This is a genomic window from Buttiauxella agrestis ATCC 33320 (assembly GCF_000735355.1).
In the GTDB taxonomy this organism is placed as follows: Bacteria; Pseudomonadota; Gammaproteobacteria; order Enterobacterales; family Enterobacteriaceae; genus Buttiauxella; species Buttiauxella agrestis.
The window spans coordinates 1-20,642 of the sequence record NZ_JMPI01000026.1 but is presented as its reverse complement, the minus strand read 5'-3'; the positions used below and the strand labels follow the sequence as shown (position 1 = coordinate 20,642).

Below are 20,642 nucleotides of genomic sequence, written 5' to 3'. Positions count from 1 at the left end.
TCATGTTTGCCACTTTGTATCCTTATAAGCCGAGCGTGACGCTCATTAAAGACAGCGGCATTCAGTTTCTGGACTTCGGTCTCGCACCTCAGCCAAACGCGCCACATACCGGGCGCTTTGTGCGTAAAACAGCAAACGGCCCACTGCTGCGCCTGGATTATGATGTCATTCCAGGCAAATTTACCCTGCCAGGTGCTTCAGGCTCCGCGCCTGAAGTCGTGAAACCAGAAAGCACGATTACGCTGGGCCATTCGCTGAAACTGCTCGATAAAACCTGGCTGCCGCTGCCGTTCCTGCGCTTTAACCCGCAGCGCACTTTTGTTGGTGGGCCGCACAACTGGGCGCGTGTGCAGATTCGTTGCCTCGAAACGCCAGACTCCGCAGGCAATACGGTGCGAATCACCATTGCGCTGGATACTAAAATCCTTGCGGACGACAACCCGGCAGCGCATCTGGCTCCGACGCTCAACGATGTACGCAACGGCGCGCGCTTTGCCCTTGCCTGGCAAAACGAAGAGATCAACGACTTTATCGACCAGACCTGGGTTGATGGCTGGCTGCGCGAAGTGTTCACCCAATTTGCCACACGCAATGAATCCCGAACCGAACGTGAAATCAGCAACGCGCTGAAAACGTTCGAATATCAGGCGCATTATCTCAATATTATCGAGATGCTCGGTGCGCAACTGGCGGTGCCAGAGGTCAAAATCGTCACCGCCACGCTACAAGCCCCGGCGATCCCGGTCGATCTGGTGCTGGATGTCGGCAACACCCATACCTGCGGCGTGTTGATTGAAGATCACGGCGAAGCCAATGACGGCTTGCGTCAGACTGCCGAGCTGCAAATTCGCTCACTCAGCGAACCGCAAACCATCAACGATGCGATGTTCACCAGCCGTCTTGAGTTCTCAGAAGCTAAGTTCGGCAAACAACACTTCTCGGTAGAAAGTGGCCGCGACGATGCGTTTGTCTGGCCGTCGATTGCCCGTGTGGGTGACGAAGCACGCAATATGGCCTCCGCCCGTTTAGGCACCGACGGCGCAAGCGGTATCTCCAGCCCGCGCCGCTATCTGTGGGACGAAACTCCTGCCAGCCAGGACTGGCGCTTTAGCCAGATGGGGGTGAAAACCCAGCGCGAACCGCTGGCGACCGCTTATCCCTTAATGAACCTGATGAATGACGATGGGCAACCGTTGTATTCGCTGCCGCTTGACGAACGTTTGCCGGTATTTTCACCGCAATACAGCCGCAGTTCGTTAATGACCCTGATGCTCTGCGAATTACTGGCGCAGGTGCTGATGCAAATCAACAGCGTCGGTTCGCGGCAGAGCATGGGGCACCTGAACGCGCCGCGCCAGCTACGCCATTTAATCCTCACGTTACCTTCAGCCATGCCAAAACAAGAACGTGAGATCTTCCGCCAACGCATGCAGGAAGCGGTCGGCCTGGTGTGGAAAGCGATGGAATGGCACCCGACCGACGACGGTTTTGACAGCGAACGTGATTTCCAGAAAAGCGTGGTTCCGGTGCCTGACGTGCAGATGGAGTGGGACGAAGCGACCTGCGGCCAACTGGTGTGGCTGTATAACGAAGCGCTGGTGAACTATGCTGGGCAAACAGGAAACTTCTTCCAGAGCCTCGCCCGCCCGGATCGCCAGTTAGCCGCAGACGAATTGCCTGGCAAAACGCTGCGCGTGGCGTCGATTGACATCGGCGGCGGCACCACCGACATGGCTATCACGCAATATCATCTTGATGACGGCGTGGGTAGCAATGTGAAAATCGCTCCGCGCCTGCTGTTCCGCGAAGGTTTTAAAGTCGCAGGCGATGATATTTTGCTGGATGTGATTCAGCGCTGCGTGCTCCCGGCGCTCCAGGCGCAAATTCACCAGGCGGGCGTCGTGGATACCACAGGTTTAATGACTACGCTGTTCGGCGAGTCCGGGCGCATGGACACACGCGGCACGCTGCGCCAGCAAACTGCGCTACAACTGTTTATTCCGCTCGGCCACGCGGTACTTTCTTTCTGGGAAAACAGCGACCCGGACGATAAACACGCCGCGCTCGAAGCAACATTTGGTGAACTGCTCACCCAGCGCCCGACCGATAACGTGATTAATTACGTTCAGCAAGCCGTGCAACACGCGCTGCCTGCCGATGCCCCGGCGTTCGATCTGTTCAGCGTGCCGTTGCAAGTTGAGTTATCGGCGTTGCAGGACGCGCTGCTCGCCGGGCAATTCACGCTGACTGCCCCGCTGCAAGCCCTGTGCGAAGTGATCAGCCATTATTGCTGCGATGTGCTGCTGGTGACGGGCCGCCCGGCCTGTTTACCTGGTGTTCAGGCGCTGCTGCGCTATCAACAGCCGGTGCCGGTGAATCGCATCGTCTGGCTGGATAACTATCAGACTCATGAATGGTATCCGTTCAGCCAACAAGGCCGTATTGGCAACCCGAAATCGACCGCCGCCGTCGGCGCGATGTTATGCAGCCTGGCGATGGACCTGCGCCTGCCAGGTTTTAACTTCAAAGCGTCGGATATTCAGGCCTATTCCACTGTGCGTTTCCTCGGCATGCTCGACGGCAACAACCGGCTTGTGGATGAGAACGTCTGGTATCGCGACATCTGCCTGGATGACCCAAAATCGACACTCGATACGCGTCTGTATTTCCCGCTGCGCGGCAACGCGTGCCTCGGATTCCGGCAGCTTGATGACGCTCGCTGGCCCGCGACGCCGTTGTACACGCTGGCGATCAATTCCCCGCAGTTGGCAAAAGCCATTGCCGGTGAAGGCGTGTTAAACGTGCGTCTGCAACAAACCCGCGAAGCCGATGCTTTCGTACTGGCAGAAGCCTGGTTGCAGGACGGCAGCAAAGTGCCGCTCAATCAACTGAGTTTTAAATTGAATACCCTGGCAGGAAGCTATAGCGGAGCCAGCCATTACTGGATTGACAGCGGGAGCGTGTACCAAAAATGAAGCCAATAACCTCAACGCTGCACCCTTTGGTGGACTGGATCCAACACACTCGCCAGTCCGTACCGCGGATTGAAAATGAAGCCGATGGTCTGTTGCAAAAGTTGGCTGTGCTTCAGAATCGCCAGCAACATATTGACTTGCAGGCGGAGCAACCACTAACCATTGGCCTTTATGGCCACTCGGTTTCTGGTAAACATCATTTGTTGACCATGCTTTTGGGCGATCATCACGATCGCATTGAAATCTCGCTTGGCGGCAAAGTGCTGGATTACCTGACGCACATTAACCCCGGCCATGCGCCGAATGTTGCCGTGCGCTTTACGCGCCGTGAATTGCCCATTGCGGAACACTATCCGTTACTGATTACCCTTTGTAGCAGCTCCACGCTGGCGCAGCGTTTGATTCGCCAGTATCACGCTGAACCGGGCGCACGATTTGCCCGCCACGAAACGATCGCCGCGAGACTCAAAGAGCTTCAGGTTCGCCGCCAGACGCAATCGACAGCCGCGATAACGCAGCTGCAAGCCTCTGATATCGCACAGACTTATCAACAGGTGGTGCGCCGCCAGCATTATCTTGAAAATGCCCTGTGGCAGCAAATCGCCGACCTGCTTCCCTGGTTGAATTGTGCGGATCAAGCCGCGTTGCTGGCCCCGCTTTGGGGCGATAACAGCGCAATAACCATGCAGTGGCAGCATCTGGCCGAAACGCTGAATCATCTGGGGAATGCCCAACAGGTTTTAGCCCCGGCAAGCCTTTTGGTAGACACGTTCTTATTGCCGGTTGAAGGTTTCCTGATTCCCGGAACACCAGATGAACCCGAAATGGGTGCGGACGTCATGGTCTGCCCGCTTTTCAATCATGAAATCGGCACGCAAGTCAGCCTGGCACAGCGCGATTTACAGCAACTGTGCGCTGAAATTACGCTCTCGCTCAACCATCAGCCGAAACTGGCTCAGGTCGATGTGGTGGATATTCCCACGGTGCAGCTCGACGATTACGCCCCCTGGTTGCAACCCGATAAACTGGTGGTGTGCAATGCTGCCGCCGAACGTGCGGATGTGAACGCGGCAGGTAAAATGCTGGCACGTTGGGTGGATAAAACCCAGGCCAGCAACGCCACGACACCGGGCCTGATTTGGGCGATTACCCCAGAAGACGCACGCTTTAGCGGTGCCAATCTGGACCACGGTGTGCAGAGAATTATCGGCCTGCCGGGTAAACGCTGGGGCACGTTGCAGGCGCTGGATAGCCGTAATATGCATCGTTTGCTGGAATGGCTGGCGGATGCCGTGGTTCCGGCTCAGCGCACACTGCGCATTGAGATGTTACAGGCCGCGCTGAACCAGGAAATCAGCACCCTGTTCTCGCCTGTTATCGACGCTGACAATATCACCCCGGAGCGTGCGCGTTCGCAGGCCGAAGAGCTGGTGCGCGCCCTGCAAGCCAACGCGGCCCAGCACGGTGATTTGCTCGCCAGCCTGATGCCTGAACGCCAGGCGCTGCAACAGCGCTGGTTAAGCCATCAACAATCCCGTATCCAACAACCTGCTGATTTCAGGCTTGATATCGACTTGTTCGCAGAAGATGACGGTCACGATGCGCCGAATCACGCCCCGGACAGTTTTGCCAGCGTGGTGCATTTGCACTGGGTAAACCATCTGCGCCAACTGGCTGCACGCCGGGAAGTCGCCCAACTATCCGGACTGGATAACACGCAGCTTCAGGTGCTTTGCCAGTTGCTGATTATTGCCAGTTATCGCCTGAAATTACCGGAACAACTGGAAACCGCACTGCGCCACGGAGACGGCAGCATGGCGCAGGAAATCACCTGCGTGAGCGCCGTACTGGGTGATTTTGTCAGCTGGTTGGGTTACGCGCATATCGAACCAACACTGCGCCCGGCAAGCCGCGTCAACAAAGGCTCGCCGGTATTTGCACCGCTTAAACAGGCAACCGCTAATGTGCGCCTGGTGCGTCTGGGTGAACAACCGGCGCGCGGTAATACTATTTATGTGTACGACTGGCTGGTGGCGTTATACGCCCGCGCGGTGGAAAACATCGGTTATCGCCATCCGCTGGATGTGAGTGATGTGCAGAAAAAAGCGCTGAAAGATCTATTGGCTTTGTAGGATTAGGGAGAAAACAAGGCTGATATTACCCCGCTCAATAAGCCTATTTTCACAACACAAAAGTCTCTCCGGTTGCCGGAGCAATCACATCCGGCAACCATAATCGTCCCCAGGTTTATCTCACCCGACCACAAAAACCTCTCGCTGATCTCCACAGGCAAACGGCTATAACATCCCTCATCCACTAAAAGAACCCCTTCACCCTGCCAACACGTGGTTTGCAGGAATTGCTCCCAGGTTAATGCCTGTGCGTTAATCTCCCGGCTCCACAATAAATCACGATCTTCGCGCGTAATTGCCGGCCGGTACTGCGTTTTTATACCGGTTACACGGGTGAAGTTTTCCGGTGAAAGAGTTGATTGTTGAGATGAATAGCGAAACCGAATCTTAAAACAGTACCCGCGACATGCGGGTGCTCTGCTTATCGCACGTTTTTCGGCAAACAGCCGTAATGCTGACGAAACCGGGCAGTAAATCGCGAACTGGAAAGATACCCGCAGCGCGAAGCAATTTCGCCAATCGGCAACGTTGTGGTTTGCAATTGCGCCAGCGCAAAGGACATGCGCACCTCTTCGACAATTTGCCGATAGCTCCGGGATTCCTGTTGCAGTCGCCTGCGCAAGGTTGAAGCGCCCAACGATAAATGCTGGGCAATCTCTTGCGCCGTCCAGAGTTTTGCTGGCGACATCATGATGATTTGCCGTACCTGTTCGGTCAGATTGTAACGGCGCTCGATCAGTAGCGGCCCGGCTAAACCGTCCTGATGAAGAGTCAATAACAGCCCCATCGCTTGGTGCTCCTGAAGTTTCACCGGCAAATCATCACGCACGGCGTGCAATAAATTCCCCCACATAAACTTCAGCCCCTGGCTCATTGGCGCGCATAAAGACACGTGCCTGGCTGGCGGGTAGTCCTGAATATAATGTGTTTTAAAGGCGGCCAGTAATTCCGGGGATAACAGTAATAATTCCGAGCGAAATGTACCTTGCGAGACTGGTAACGATGGGGTTTTGCCCCAGCCGGAGGACATGCGCCATGACAACTACGGCGAGATGTTTGCGCCGCTACAGCCGAAGCCCTGAAAAATTTGGTTTTCAGTCAAGGGTTTATTGGCTGAGATATCGCTGCTACTCAGCGTAAAACTCTGAGCCGCTGAAACATTAAAACTGATTGCGGCTACGATTCCTGCGGCCAGGGTGGCGACTCTTTTCATTGGTTTTCCTCATTATTGAATTGAGTCACCAATGTAAAAGGTGTCGCTTCCCTGTGTTGTGCACAGATGATTTTATTTTGTGCCGAAACGCTCACCCGATGTTTTTATAACTCAACGGTTATTGAATTCCCACAGTCGATTGAAATTCACGTCATTGAGATTTCTGTCCGGCGCGATATTGCCGTTAAACGGGCGAGCGGTGGTTGCGGCACTGCCCCATGGCGATAGAGAATCATAGCCGCCATCAATAGTTGAATTCATGATAACGGCCTGGCTATTCGACGTTTTCCCCGCTACATACCCGGTCGCTTTTGCCCCTTGATCCCACGCGCGCCCCAGTTTTGCAAAGTAACCGTCTTTAAAACCTGCATCAGTCGTAAAGCGGCTATTTTTCACCAGGAACCCGTAAGGATTATCAGGTAGCGTGTTCGGTGCCAGCACAAAAGCTTCGTTCTTCTGGCGTGAAGACACGGTGTGGAAATGGACGTTATCAAACACCGCATTCGCACGGCCAAACACGTAATCCACATCGCCTTCGATGTAGCTGTCTTTCACCAGCACACGGCTGATTCTGTCTGTCACGTAGCGGTTTTTCGTGTCGCTGGTGTTCACAAAGAACGTGTCCTGGCGGCCAATTAAGCGCACATTTTCGATTTGAACTTTATCGCCATCAGTGCGTAAAGCCACTCCCTGATGCGGCCCGTCATCTACGGTATCGAGCAGAGAGTTAACCACGCTCAGGTTCATTAACTGGAAGCCATGGTTTTGCGACCAAAGTACCGCCGCACAGGTTGTTGCCACTGCCGCAGCGGTTTTGGTGGCGCAGGTTTGGTACATTTCCCAGGCCGGATCGCCAGGTTGATATTGCGCATTTGGATTGACTTTTTTCCGCCAGACTTCCGGTGAAATCATCGAATCCAGCGCCAGTTGTATCGTCACTTGCTCGGGCTTTTCGCCCCCGCCCAATAACGTCACTGGCGGTGCATCCATCGGAATGTAAACCGTACCTTCGTACACACCCGGAAGAATTTTTATCACGATTCGCTGATGAGATTTTGCCGCTTTTATGGCGGCGTTCACGGCCTGTTGCACAGTCTGATACGGCGCATTTTTTCCGACAATCCAGGGAGTATCAATATTCTTAAAATCCAATGACTCAGGCGTCCATGGGTCGTTTTGCGCCCCCGCAATCATTCCTCCTCGAGCAAAGTAATGCTGCTGGGTGAACTTTTGCGCTTCAGACTGGCTTAAAATCGGCCGGGTTTGGCTGCCCGGAGCCTGCTGGTGTGAGGTGGTCGATGAAGTACATCCTTGCAATACCAGAGGGAAACACAGCACAGCTAAAGCAGAGTAACGAGGTAATGACATAAGTTAAGCCCCTGTCTTTTATTAATGTTTTATTTACAAAACCAAAAGCCAATTTAAATAAAACGTCATTTTAAAAACTTGAGCAAACTGGCATTTTCGCATTCGTCATAAGGAAGAAATCGGTAGGTGGCATTTATTTATCTTTTCTGCCAGGATTCTCACATCTATCAACCTACGGAATATATAAGGAGGCCCCCATGCAGTTTTGTGAAGTTGTATTTCTTTCACATCCTCTTGGTGATCGCCTGAGCTCAAGCGTTATCGATATCGCACTGCGATAATCCGGCTTGAGCGAAGCAAACCACTGAAAACCCTTCCCTCGGGCTTACCGGGTTATCGTCGAATCTGACGAGGCGTTCTATCGCCTGACTCTTGAGTAAGCAAAATGAGCACATTATTAACCGCACAATCTCTTAGCCTTGATACCGCTTTTGGCCCTCTGCTGGCTGACATCACCTTTACGCTGAAAAAAGGCGACCGACTGGGCTTAATCGGCCATAACGGCTGCGGCAAAAGCACCCTTCTGAAACTGCTCGATGGCACTATTTCTCCCAATAGTGGCAGCGTGACGCGTGCGCATCACTGCCTGCTGGCACGTGTTGAGCAGCATTTGCCTGAAGATTTGCAAACGCTGACGCTTCTGGATGCGGTGATGGCGCGTCTTAATGAAGCGCAACAACACACCGACGGCTGGCGAGCGCAAGCGCTGCTGGCAAGTATGGGGTTTGACGAATCGGCGTGGCAACTGACTGCCGGAACCTTGAGCGGCGGGCAGCACACGCGTCTGTTATTGGCGCGGGCGCTGATCACCGACCCGGACCTTCTGCTGCTCGATGAACCGAGTAACCACCTCGATCTGCCGACGTTGCTGTGGCTGGAGCAATTCTTACGCGACTGGAACGGTAGTTTTGTACTGGTTTCTCATGACCAACATCTGCTGGATAACGTCACCAATGGCACGTGGATTTTGCGCGACCAGCGGCTGAGTTTCTTCCAGCTTCCCTGCACTGAAGCACGTGCGGCGTTAGTTGAGCGAGACAAAACCGACGCCCATCGTCATCAGGCGGAACAGAAAGAAATCGACCGGATTGCGGCCAGTGCGAAGCGGCTCGCCATTTGGGGGCGGGTTTACGACAACGAAGACCTCGCCCGCAAAGCCAAACAAATGGAAAAGCGCGTCGACAAATTAAAGGACAGCCAGACTGAACTTGCGGCCCTGAATCAATGGCAATTAATCCTCAAAGGTGAAGCGTTACCGGCGGACCGATTGCTGGAAATGGAAAACCTGGCGGTTAGCCCAGCGCCCGATTGTCCACCGCTGTTTAATCTCCCGATGCAGCGCCTGAAAAGTGGCGATCGGGTTGCCATTATTGGCCGTAACGGTTGTGGCAAATCGTCGCTGTTGCGCCTGCTGTGGCAGCATTATCAGCAACCGCAAAATGACGACGCCATTCGCCTGCATCCGCGGGTGAATATGGGTTATTACGACCAGACGCTGCATCAGTTAAGGGATGGTGACACGCTGCTTGAAGCGCTGGAGCCTTTCGCGGCGTTAACCGAGCACGACCGCAAAATGGCGTTAATCAGCGCTGGATTTGCCTGGTTGCGCCATGGGCAGACCGTCAGCACGTTAAGCGGTGGCGAGCGTTCTCGCTTGCTGTTTGTCGGGCTGACGCTGGCGCGTTATTCGCTCCTGCTGCTCGATGAGCCGACTAACCACCTGGATATGGAAGGCAAAGAGGCGCTGGCGGAAACGCTGCAAAGTTACGATGGTGGCGTGTTACTGGTGACGCACGACCGGACGTTAATCGCCAAAAGCTGTAATCGCTTCTGGATGATTGATAACGGCGAGCTAAGCGAATGGCACTCTCTGGACGGGCTTTACGCGCAGTTAACGGGTGAAAATGCAGCTGAGATATCGTCACCAAGACAAGTCGTCGAAACGGTTATCCATACGGAAACGGAAGCCTGGCTAGAACGACTGGTGGAACTGGAGGAAAAACTTGCGCAGGATTTAGCGCGTAAGCAAAGCCACCAGAAACCCGCATTGCAGCAGGCGTGGCGCGAAGAGATAGCCGCGCTTAATCTGCGGTTAGAACTGGAGTAAGACAAAGTGTCGGATGTCGCTAACGCTCATCCGACCTACGTTTGATTTTGGTGTTGTAGGGTGGATTAGCCGTAGCCGACATCCACCTTTTTACAAAAAACTAGAATGTCGCCCAATTATCGTCTTCGTCTATGATGGCGCGAGATGTCTGAGAGGGTTTCTTGGGTTTTACAATGGGCGTTGACACGCTCTGAGGCCGGTTATTCAGGCGGAAAATCCCCACCGCGGCAGTCAAGCGTGCGGCCTGTTCCTCCAGTGAGTTTGCCGCCGCAGAGGCTTCTTCAACCAGCGAAGCATTTTGCTGCGTCACATTATCCATCTCGTTTATCGCGATACCAACCTGCTCAATGCCACGGCTTTGTTCATCAGACGCGGCGGCAATTTCTTGCATAATATCGGTCACACGCCGCACAGCGCCAACAATGCCGGTCATGGTTTCCCCGGCATGAGCCACCTGTTTTGAGCCATTTTCAACTAACGATACCGACTCGCTGATCAGCCCTTCAATTTCTTTAGCCGCCTGGGCACTGCGTTGTGCCAGTGTGCGTACTTCCGTTGCCACAACCGCAAATCCACGCCCTTGCTCACCGGCTCGTGCCGCTTCTACCGCCGCATTCAGGGCCAGAATATTGGTCTGGAAGGCGATGCTATTAATGACCGCTGTAATCTCAGAAATCTTTCTCGAACTGGCAGAAATGTTGTTCATGGTGCTGACCACGCCGGAGACAATACGTCCGCCGTCGCTGGCTTTATGCGAGGCTTCTTCCGCCAGCTTTGTCGCATGATGGGCGTTATCGGCATTTTGCTTCACGGTGGCGGTTAGCTGCTCCATGCTGGCGGCGGTTTCTTCAAGGGCGGCCACTTGTTGTTCGGTCCGTGCCGACAAATCCGTATTCCCGGCCGAGATTTCACTGGTGCCCTGATAAATCGCTTCGGCACCGTTGCGCACCGCTCCCACGGTGTTCACCAGCGAAACCTGCATCTCCTGCAAATTCTGGTTCAGCTTGCCAATTTCGCTGTTACCGAAAGATTGCGGAGCCAGGGTTAAATCGCCCTGCGCAATATGTTCGATGCGTGTCGCCGCTTGTTGCAGCGGTTGCACCACCACGCGACGCAGCACGACAAAAGTGAAAATAGTTAAGAACACCGCCAGAGCGAAAGCGCCTGCCATCAACATGACGCTCAGATGTGAACGCGTCTGAGCCTGGTCTTTCAGCGCTTCGGCTCGGTCCGTACGAATCTGCGCCGCCTGCACTAATACCTTGCTGTAATCAGCATCCAGTTTGCGGGCTTCTTCATTTTCATGGTTGATGATGGCCTCGAACATACCGTTTTTGGCATATTTCATCATCGGCGCCATGCCTTTATTCAGGTAATCGTCGAACCGGGTGCGCAGTTGGCTATCCAGCGCGTCCCCTTCTTCGACTTTATCCGCACGCGCCATATAAATATCGAAACTGGACTGCGCCTGCTTAATCAGGCGATCGGCCTCGGCGATATTAAATTTCATATCCTCCATGTCAGCCACGCGCCCTGCGGCACCCGCATGAATGATGTTTAAGCGTGCACTGCGCAGATTCGCGGAGCTGTCCGAAAGACCAATACGCACCTGGATTTCATTGGTGACGTCTTGCAGCGCTTTATCGCTTTGAATCAGGAAGTGGCTCGCCATGCCCACGCATAAGGCGAACAGGATTAAGATCCCCGCGAGTATCGAGGTAAATAACGGCACAAGGCGAATGTGATGCCAGAAACGAACGGAGGTTGTTGTGTTTGCCATATCCTTGGTTTCTCATCTTATGTAGGGAGGTTGCTGTAAAAAGGTCATCGGCCTTGAGAAACAAAAGGTTGAGCAATAAGTTGTGGTTTTGTGGTGGGGTTAACAAATCGCTAGTAAATAGTTAAGGCGATCACACTTATCCATGGTTTTTGTAAGGCTTACATCGAAGTTAAACAGGAGTAAACTCTACGTAACAGTAAATGGCGTAGCCGCGTGCGGTCGCTCACAGGACAATGAATAAGCGTTATGAAATTTAAATCTGCGATTAAACCCTATCATGCTGCGGCGGGCGGCTGGGGTTCACTCGAAGCCACTACTCGTTTTGTTATCGACAGCAAACACGCCCTGAAAAACCTGCGCAATCTGATGCGCATGAATAAAGCCAAAGGCTTTGACTGCCCTGGCTGCGCGTGGGGTGACGATAACAAAAGTACCTTTAGCTTCTGCGAAAATGGCGCAAAAGCCGTAACGTGGGAAGCGACTCGCCGCTTCATCGACCACGAATTTTTCGCGCAACACAGCGTCAGCAAACTCTATCAGCAAAGTGATTATTTCCTTGAATATCAAGGGCGACTCACTGAACCGCTGCGCTATAACCCACAAACAGACCATTACGAAGCCATCCGTTGGGATGACGCGTTTGCGCTGATTGCCCAGCATATAAAGGCAATGGATCACCCCGACCAAATGGAGCTGTACACATCCGGGCGTGCCAGCAACGAAGCCTCGTATCTGTATCAGGTGTTCGGGCGCATGACAGGCACCAATAACTTCCCGGATTGTTCGAATATGTGCCACGAGGCCAGCGGTGGCGGCCTGAAACGCAGCATCGGCGTCGGCAAAGGCACCATTCATCTGAACGATTTTGACAAAGCTAACGCCATTTTTGTGTTTGGCCAAAACCCCGGCACCAACCACCCGCGTATGCTGCACAGCTTGCGTCACGCCGCTGAAAACGGTGCGCAAATCGTCACCTTTAATACCCTGCGCGAACGCGGGCTGGAGCGCTTTGCCGATCCGCAGAAACCGCTGGAAGTCGTTACGCCTCTTGCTGGCACCATCAGCACTTATTATTACCAGCCGAATTTAGGCGGTGATATGGCCGCCATTCGCGGCATGGCGAAAGCCCTGTTGGAAACGCATCGTCTGCAACTGGCGAACGGTGAAAATGGTATTTTTGACCAGTCATTTATTGATAAAAATACCCACGGCGTTGAGGCATGGTTTGCCGAAATCGACAACACGACCTGGACGCACATTACTCATCAGTCGGGTTTAAGCGAGCAGCAATTGCGCGATGCCGCCAGCGTCTGGCAGCAGGCCAAGCGCGTGATCTGCACCTGGGCGATGGGGATTACCCAACACAAACATTCCCTGAATACGGTGCGCGAAATCGTCAACCTGCAACTGCTGGGCGGCCATCTGGGTAAACCCGGCGCGGGTCTTTGCCCGGTGCGCGGCCACAGTAATGTGCAGGGTAATCGCACCATGGGGATTGATGAAAAACCCTCAGCAGCATTACTTGATAGCCTCGCGGCCCATTTCGATTTTGAACCGCCACGCAAGCAAGGCCATAACACCGTTGAAGCCATTGCTGCGATGCTGCGCGATGAAGTGAAAGTTCTTATTGCTCTGGGTGGCAATTTAGCCGCTGCCGCGCCGGACAGTCCGCGCACTGAAGAAGCGCTCCAGCGATGCGGCCTGACGGTTCATATCAGCACCAAACTGAACCGCAGCCACCTTGTCCCCGGCAAAGCCGCGCTGATTTTACCGACACTTGGGCGCACCGAAGAAGATATGCAAGCCAGCGGGCGGCAGTTCATCACCGTTGAGGACTCGTTCAGCATGGTGCATGCGTCGGAAGGTATCGGCAAACCGATTGCTGATACACAACGCTCTGAAACCGCGATTGTCTGCGGGATAGCGAATGCTGTGCTTGGGCAAGAAAAGCTGAACTGGCTAGCGCTGGCTGATGATTACAACCTGATTCGCGACCATATCGCTGCCACGCTGCCGGGCTTTAAAGATTTCAATCAGCAGTGCGAAAAACCCGGTGGTTTCTATCTGGGCAACGCCGCCGCGCAACTGCGTTTTAACACGCCAACCGGCAAAGCCGAATTTAGCGCCGCCCCACTCCCTGACTCGTTATTCGGCGAATTGAACGCGCCGTTTACGCTGCAAACTTTGCGCTCGCATGACCAGTACAACACCACGATTTACGGGCTGGATGACCGTTACCGTGGCGTTTACGGGCAACGAGAAGTGCTATTTATCAACGCAGAAGATCTGGCGGAACTTGGGCTGCAAGACGGCGATTTAGTGGATATCGAAACCGTCTGGAATGATGGCATCACTCGCAAAGTTAGCGGCTTTAAAATCGTCCCTTACAACATTCCGCGTGGCAATCTGGCCGCCTATTACCCGGAAACGAACCCATTGGTTCCTTTAACCAGTGTTGGTGATGATACAGGCACGCCGACTTCAAAATCCGTACCGGTAAAAATCAGCCGCACCGTTTCTGTTGAAAGCCAGCGTATCGCGTAATCTCCCCGCCCTTGCCCATTAATGTCGGATAACGCCCTGTTATCCGACCTCGCAACCCACTCCATTACCTATTCGCAATAAATGCGAGATTTCTCATTAACAACTTTGCAATATTATAACGGGAGATTATGATACCCGCACAATTAACCATTTGGTTCGTTATGCGGTTTTATCATAAAGAAGCAAAAGGAAAATGCTTCGACAGGAGAACGTTATGGCAATTTACACCCCCCCACGCGGCCTGGCATTAGGGCTGTTATGGGTTCTCAGCGGGCTAATGGCGCTTATTGGCCTCGCGATAGGTATTGGCGGCGCTTACCTGGTCGCGCTCGGCGGCAGCGGGTATTTCCTGGTGATGGGCATCGTCATGCTTATTTCCGCCGTACTGATTTTGAGAAAGAAAACCTCCGGGCTGGTGCTGTACGGCGCGGCATTTATCGGCTCGATTATTTGGGCAATCAGTGATGCAGGTTGGGATTTCTGGCCGCTATTCTCACGCTTGTTTACGTTTGCTGTGCTGGCATTTCTGGCGGCGATTGCCTGGCCGATTTTGCGTGCAGCCAATAGTCATGCTCCGGTAAAAAAAGCGCCGGCTTATAGTCTCGCCGCGCTGCTCGCGATTTGCATGCTGGTGAGCGCAGGCTGGATGTTTGTGCCACAGGTGCAGGTGACGGCCAACGAAGATGTGCCCGTGAAACCAGTGGCACCAGGTGATGCGCAAAAAGACTGGAAGCACTGGGGCAACACCACTCACGGCGACCGTTTCGCTGCCCTTGATCAAATCAACAAAGGCAACGTTTCAGATTTAAAAGTGGCCTGGACTGCACATACCGGGGATATCCCCCAGAGCAACGGTTCCGGCGCTGAGGATCAGAACACGCCATTGCAGGTTGGCGACACGCTGTTTGTCTGCACGCCGTACAGCAAAGTGCTGGCGCTGGATGTCGATTCTGGCAAAGAAAAATGGCGTTTTGACAGCCACGCCACGGCACCAAACTGGCAGCGTTGCCGGGGTTTAGGCTATTTCGAAGAAACCACGCAGAAAGCCGCAGCGACACTCGCTGAACCGGCGCAGCCTGTGGCGTGCCCTCGCCGCCTGTTCCTGCCAACTACCGATGCGCGCCTGCTGGCGATTAACGCGGATAACGGCAAGCTGTGCGAAGACTTTGGCGATCGCGGTACGGTCGATCTCAAAGCGGGTATGGGCGAAGTGAAACCGGGTTACTACCAGCAAACTTCCACGCCGCTTGTCGCCGGGAATGTGGTGGTGGTCGGTGGGCGCGTGGCGGATAACTTCTCCACCGGCGAGCCTCCGGGCGTGGTTCGTGCTTATGACGTGCATACCGGCAAACTGGCATGGGCCTGGGATCCGGGCAATCCGGCTATTACCGGTCTGCCACCGGAAGGGCAAACTTACACGCGCGGCACGCCAAACGTGTGGTCTGCGATGTCATATGACGCGAAGCTGGGCCTGATTTATTTGCCGACCGGTAACGCGACGCCTGATTTCTTCGGCGGCACGCGTACTGCGCAAGACGACAAATACAGCTCGTCAATTGTCGCGGTAGATGCGGCAAGTGGCCAGGTGCGCTGGCATTTCCAGACCACTCACCACGATTTGTGGGACTTCGATTTACCGTCACAGCCGCTGCTTTATGACCTGCCAGATGGTAAAGGCAGCACCACGCCGGTGATCGTGCAGACATCCAAACAAGGCATGATTTTCATGCTCAACCGCGAAACGGGTGAACCGGTAGCGAAAGTGGAAGAACGCCCGGTTCCACAAGGCAACATTGAAGGCGAGCGCTATTCAAAAACCCAGCCGTACTCCGTCGGGATGCCAATGATTGGCAATGAAACACTGAAAGAGTCGGATATGTGGGGTGCGACGCCGATCGATTTGCTGATTTGCCGTATCGAGTTCAAAGGCATGCGCCACGAAGGTGTTTACACGCCACCGGGCCTGGATCGCTCGCTGCAATATCCAGGATCGCTCGGCGGCATGAACTGGGGCAGCGTTTCCGTTGACCCGAACAACAGCCTGATGTTTGTTAACGATATGCGTCTGGGTCTGGCTAACTACATGGTGCCACGCGCTAATGTGGCGAAAAATGCCAGCGGCATTGAGATGGGTATTGTTCCGATGGACGGCACGCCGTTTGGGGCAATGCGCGAGCGTTTCCTCTCACCGCTGGGTATTCCATGCCAGAAACCGCCGTTTGGGACGATGTCAGCCATCGACCTGAAATCCGGGAAAGTGGTGTGGCAGGTTCCGGTAGGCACCGTGCAGGACACCGGTCCACTGGGCATTCGTATGCATCTGCCGATCCCAATCGGTATGCCAACGCTGGGCGCATCGCTTTCAACCCAGTCAGGCCTGCTGTTCTTTGCGGGTACGCAAGATTTCTATCTGCGCGCGTTTGATACCGCAAACGGCAAGGAAATCTGGAAGTCTCGCCTGCCAGTGGGCAGCCAGTCTGGCCCGATGACCTATGTGTCACCGAAGACCGGCAAGCAATACATTGTGATTAACGCAGGCGGAGCGCGTCAGTCTCCAGACCGTGGCGATTACATTATTGCTTACGCGTTGCCAGACGCGAAATAAGCCAAAAAAAACGGGTGCTTTTGGCACCCGTTTCTACATTAGGTCATTACTTCACATCCACCTGGTAGAAAATGTGTTTACCAAACGGATCAACTTCATAGCCCGTCACTTCTTTGCGAACCGGCTCGAAAATCGTCGAGTGCGCAATCATCACCGCAGGCATTTGGTCATGCATCATCTGCTGCGCTTCTTTATACAATTCGACGCGTTTTTCATGGTCGCCTGAAGCTCGAGCTTCAAGAATCAGTTTATCAAACGGCTGATAACACCATTTCGCCGAGTTAGAGCCGCCATCAGCTGCACGGCAGGTAAACAGCGGGCCGAAGAAGTTATCCGGGTCGCCGGTTGCCGTGGTCCAGCCCATCAGCGCCGCCTGATGCTCACCGTCTTTCACGCGTTTTAAATACTCGCCCCATTCGTAAGTCACCACTTTTGCCGTCACGCCAATTTTTGCCCAGTCGGCCTGGATCATCTCGGCCATGCGTTTAGCATTCGGGTTATACGGACGCTGAACCGGCATCGCCCACAGGTCGATAGTCAACCCATCAGCAAAGCCCGCCTCTTTAAGCAGCGCTTTAGCTTTTTCCGGGTCGTATTCGTAATCTTTCAGCGACTCGTCAGCACTCCATACGCCTGGCGGGAGCAGGTTTTTCGCCGCGGTTCCGGTACCACGGAATACCGCGTCAATAATCGCAGGTTTGTTGATAGCCATGGCCAACGCCTGGCGAACTTTCACATTATCCGTTGGTGCTTTTTGCGTGTTAAAAGACAGGAAACCGGTATTCAGCCCTGCTTTTTGCATCAGATTAATATCGGCGTTTTCCTTCAGGCGCGGGAGATCTGCCGGATTAGGGAATGGCATCACCTGACATTCATTCTTTTCAAGTTTTGCGACACGTACCGAAGCATCCGGCGTTATCGAGAACACCAATTTGTCGATTTTTGCTTTGCCCTGCCAGTATTCCGGGAATGCGGTAAACAGAATGCGCGAGTCTTTTTGGTATTGCGCCAGGCGGAATGGCCCGGTGCCAATCGGGTCCATATCCACGCGTTCCGGCGTACCGGCTTTTAACATGTTATCGGCATATTCAGCCGAAAGAATAGAAGCGAAATACCAGCCGAGATCGGCAATAAAGGGTGCTTCGGGGTGAGTCAGGGTGAAGCGCACCGTATTATCATCGACCTTATCAATAGCGGTGATTAATTTACCGAATTCTAAACTTTCGAAATTGGAATAGTTTCCGTTGGAAACATTATGGTAGGGATGCTTTGGATCTTTCTGACGCATAAACGAGAAAATGACATCGTCAGCGTTGAAATCGCGCGTCGGATTAAAATATTTGTTGCTCTGGAATTTCACCCCTTTACGTAAGTGGAAGGTATAAACCTTACCGTCTTCGCTGACATCCCAGCTTTCTGCGAGGCTTGGCTGTAACTCAGTGGTGCCCACTTTAAAATCCACCAGTCGGTTATAAACTGGTACTGCGCTGGCATCAACACTGGTGCCCGAGGTATATAACTGTGGGTTAAAGTTTTCCGGCGATCCTTCAGAACAATAAACCAGAGTTTTTGCCGCAACAGTGGAACTGACTGTTACCGCCGCTATTATCAATGCAAGCTTTGTGGCTTTTCTTGTGATGTGAATGTTCATATTTGCCCTATTATTTATAATTTTCCTGACCCAGAAAGAATAACGCTTGTACTCAACAACGTAATACATAACATTAAATATCAATTGCAAACAAACGAATATATTCAATAAAGGAATAACAATGTCATCGCCACTTGCAGACCAATTAACACAACGCTTCTTCCGCTATCTGGCGATTACCAGCCAAAGTCAGGCTGGCGCTGCCACATTGCCAAGCACGCCCGGCCAACATGAAATGGCAAAATTACTGGCGCAAGAGTTGCGTGAATTCGGTCTGGATGATGTAGTTATCGACGAGCACGCCACCGTGACCGCCGTCAAAAAAGGCAATGTTCCCGGTGCGCCACGCGTTGGGTTTATCACGCACATTGATACGGTTGATGTGGGGCTTTCACCGGATATTCACCCGCAGGTGCTGCGTTTTACCGGCGATGATTTGTGTCTTAACCCAGAGAAAGATATCTGGCTGCGTACCGCTGAACACCCGGAAATCCTGGCTTATCCGAACGAAGAGATCATTTTCAGCGATGGCACCAGCGTTCTGGGCGCGGATAATAAATCTGCCGTCACTGTAGTGATGACGCTGCTGGAAAACCTGACGGAGGATATGAAGCACGGCGATATTGTGGTCGCATTTGTCCCGGATGAAGAGATAGGTTTATGCGGTGCGAAAGCGCTGGATCTTGCCCGTTTTGCCGTTGATTTTGCCTGGACCATCGACTGCTGTGAATTAGGTGAAGTGGTGTACGAAAACTTCAACGCCGCTCATGCTGAAATCCGTTTTACCGGCGTCACTGCGCACCCGATGTCCGCCAAAGGTGTATTAGTGAACCCGCTGCTGATGGCGTATGATTTCATCAGCCATTTCGACCGCCAGCAAACTCCAGAGAATACCGAAGGCCGCGAAGGTTATATTTGGTTTAACGGCATGAACACCACACAAAACGACGCAATACTGAAAGCCAATATTCGTGATTTTGACACGCAGAATTTTGAAGCGCGTAAACAGCAATTACGCGATGTCGCAGAAAAAATTGCCGCGCAACACCCTACCGCAAAAGTTGAAATTACTATCAGCGACACATACAGCAATATCAGTAATGCCATTAAAGACGACCGTCGCGCTATTGATCTTATTTTCGAGGCTATGAAGGAATTAGATATCGAACCTAAGGTTATTCCTATGCGCGGTGGCACCGATGGTGCGGCACTTTCAGCAAAAGGGTTATTAACGCCGAACTTCTTTACCGGTGCGCATAATTTCCATTCTAAGTTCGAGTTTTTGCCGCTGCGCGCTTTTGAAGCCTCTTATAACGTGGCGCTGAAACTTTGTCTGTTAGCGGCTAAATAAGTCCGGTCATTTACAAAACGGTGGATGAATCCGCATTCATCCACCCTACAAAAAGAATAATGACTATACGCCGTTAATCGACGCCCCTCCGTCCACTAAGGACGCAGTACCCGTCACGAACGACGATTCATCAGACGCCAGCCATAATACGGCGCGCGCGATTTCTTCAGGTTTCCCAACGCGTTTGAGCGCGTGCAGCCCGGTAATAAATGCCTGCGATTCCGCCGTATCATTCATATCGCGATACATGTCGGTATCCACCGCGCCCGGTAAAACAGAATTGACGCGAATATTCTGCGGGCCAAATTCCGATGCTAACGCCTGCGTCAGCCCAATTAACCCGGCTTTGCTGGCGGCATACGAGGCGACTTGCGGGAATGCGAAACTGTAGCCAACGAAAGTTGAAGTGAAGATAACCGAGCCGCCACCGTGTTTGAGCATTTCGGCAATTTGGTGTTTAGCTCCGAGGAAAGATCCGGTCAGATTGATGGCAACCGCATTGGCAAACCCTTCCGCTGAGACTTCAGTACTCGGGCCGTTTTCACCTAACGTCCCTGCATTGTTGAACGCGATATCCAGACGCCCCCATGTTTGCACTGCTTTATCCACCAGCGCTTTAGCGTAGGCTTCTTCGCGCACATCGCCCGTTACGGCGACGGCCTCGCCTCCCGCAGCTTTGATTTCATCAACCAGTTGAGCAAGTTCGGCTTCACGCCTGGCACCGACGACCACTTTTGCGCCTTCAGCGGCGAACAGTTTGGCGGTGACATATCCGATGCCAGAACTGGCTCCGGTAACAATGGCAACTTTATCGGCTAATCGTTTCATGAGAAGACCCCAGTGAAGCGGTCAGAATTTGACCGCCCATGGAGTATGGTATCGGGATGCGATTATTGCATTGTTGGCTATATGGGCG

11 protein-coding genes and 1 pseudogene are annotated in these 20,642 nt (G+C 53.3%); 6 read left to right on the top strand and 6 right to left on the bottom strand.

Annotated elements, in window-relative coordinates; genetic code table 11:
• The first annotated feature begins 2 nt into the window (after nt 1-2).
• Nucleotides 3-2,975, top strand: a complete 2,973-nt coding sequence (locus tag GBAG_RS09195; protein ID WP_034495271.1) for a virulence factor SrfB — start codon at nt 3-5, stop codon at nt 2,973-2,975.
• A complete protein-coding gene (locus GBAG_RS09190) occupies nt 2,972-5,107 on the top strand; it encodes a virulence factor SrfC family protein (protein WP_034495270.1) in 2,136 nt (711 codons plus the stop codon). Before GBAG_RS09195 ends, GBAG_RS09190 begins: the two co-directional genes overlap by 4 nt.
• Before the next feature lie 421 nt (nt 5,108-5,528).
• Here GBAG_RS09190 and GBAG_RS09185 read toward each other — a convergent pair.
• The 3 genes and pseudogenes from GBAG_RS09185 to GBAG_RS09180 all read right to left on the bottom strand — a co-directional run.
• Nucleotides 5,529-6,098 (bottom strand): annotated as a pseudogene (locus GBAG_RS09185) (helix-turn-helix transcriptional regulator); the annotation flags it as partial.
• Nucleotides 6,099-6,149: 51 nt separating this feature from the next.
• Nucleotides 6,150-6,320, bottom strand: a complete 171-nt coding sequence (locus GBAG_RS22705; protein WP_156104871.1) for a YbhB/YbcL family Raf kinase inhibitor-like protein — start codon at nt 6,318-6,320, stop codon at nt 6,150-6,152.
• Between the two features lie 111 nt (nt 6,321-6,431).
• On the bottom strand, nt 6,432-7,688 hold the full coding sequence (locus tag GBAG_RS09180) for a putative acyl-CoA thioester hydrolase (protein ID WP_034495268.1): 1,257 nt from the start codon (nt 7,686-7,688) through the stop codon (nt 6,432-6,434).
• Between the two features lie 385 nt (nt 7,689-8,073).
• On the opposite strand from GBAG_RS09180, the gene GBAG_RS09175 reads away from it, so the two are divergent.
• A complete protein-coding gene (locus GBAG_RS09175) occupies nt 8,074-9,795 on the top strand; it encodes an ABC-F family ATP-binding cassette domain-containing protein (protein WP_034495266.1) in 1,722 nt (573 codons plus the stop codon).
• 100 nt (nt 9,796-9,895) lie between these two features.
• Here GBAG_RS09175 and GBAG_RS09170 read toward each other — a convergent pair whose 3' ends face one another.
• Nucleotides 9,896-11,575, bottom strand: coding sequence for a methyl-accepting chemotaxis protein (locus GBAG_RS09170; RefSeq protein WP_034495265.1), 1,680 nt, complete (start codon nt 11,573-11,575; stop codon nt 9,896-9,898).
• Between the two features lie 246 nt (nt 11,576-11,821).
• On the opposite strand from GBAG_RS09170, the gene GBAG_RS09165 reads away from it, so the two are divergent.
• A complete protein-coding gene (locus tag GBAG_RS09165; RefSeq protein WP_034495263.1) occupies nt 11,822-14,119 on the top strand; it encodes an FdhF/YdeP family oxidoreductase in 2,298 nt (765 codons plus the stop codon).
• 214 nt (nt 14,120-14,333) lie between these two features.
• The gene (locus GBAG_RS09160) at nt 14,334-16,724 is read left to right on the top strand and encodes a glucose/quinate/shikimate family membrane-bound PQQ-dependent dehydrogenase (RefSeq protein WP_034495261.1); all 2,391 of its coding nucleotides are present in this window, start codon (nt 14,334-14,336) and stop codon (nt 16,722-16,724) included.
• A gap of 46 nt (nt 16,725-16,770) precedes the next feature.
• Here GBAG_RS09160 and GBAG_RS09155 read toward each other — a convergent pair whose 3' ends face one another.
• Nucleotides 16,771-18,375 (bottom strand): ABC transporter substrate-binding protein, encoded by a 1,605-nt coding sequence (locus tag GBAG_RS09155; RefSeq protein ID WP_034495259.1) that lies wholly within the window; start codon nt 18,373-18,375, stop codon nt 16,771-16,773.
• A gap of 121 nt (nt 18,376-18,496) precedes the next feature.
• Between GBAG_RS09155 and pepT the strand changes: the two genes are divergently transcribed.
• Complete coding sequence (gene pepT / locus GBAG_RS09150; RefSeq protein ID WP_034495257.1) at nt 18,497-19,726, top strand: peptidase T; 1,230 nt, start codon at nt 18,497-18,499, stop codon at nt 19,724-19,726.
• Between the two features lie 63 nt (nt 19,727-19,789).
• Here pepT and GBAG_RS09145 read toward each other — a convergent pair whose 3' ends face one another.
• Nucleotides 19,790-20,554: an SDR family oxidoreductase gene (locus GBAG_RS09145; protein WP_034495256.1), complete on the bottom strand. Its 765-nt coding sequence runs from the start codon at nt 20,552-20,554 to the stop codon at nt 19,790-19,792.
• Nucleotides 20,555-20,642: the final 88 nt, after the last annotated feature.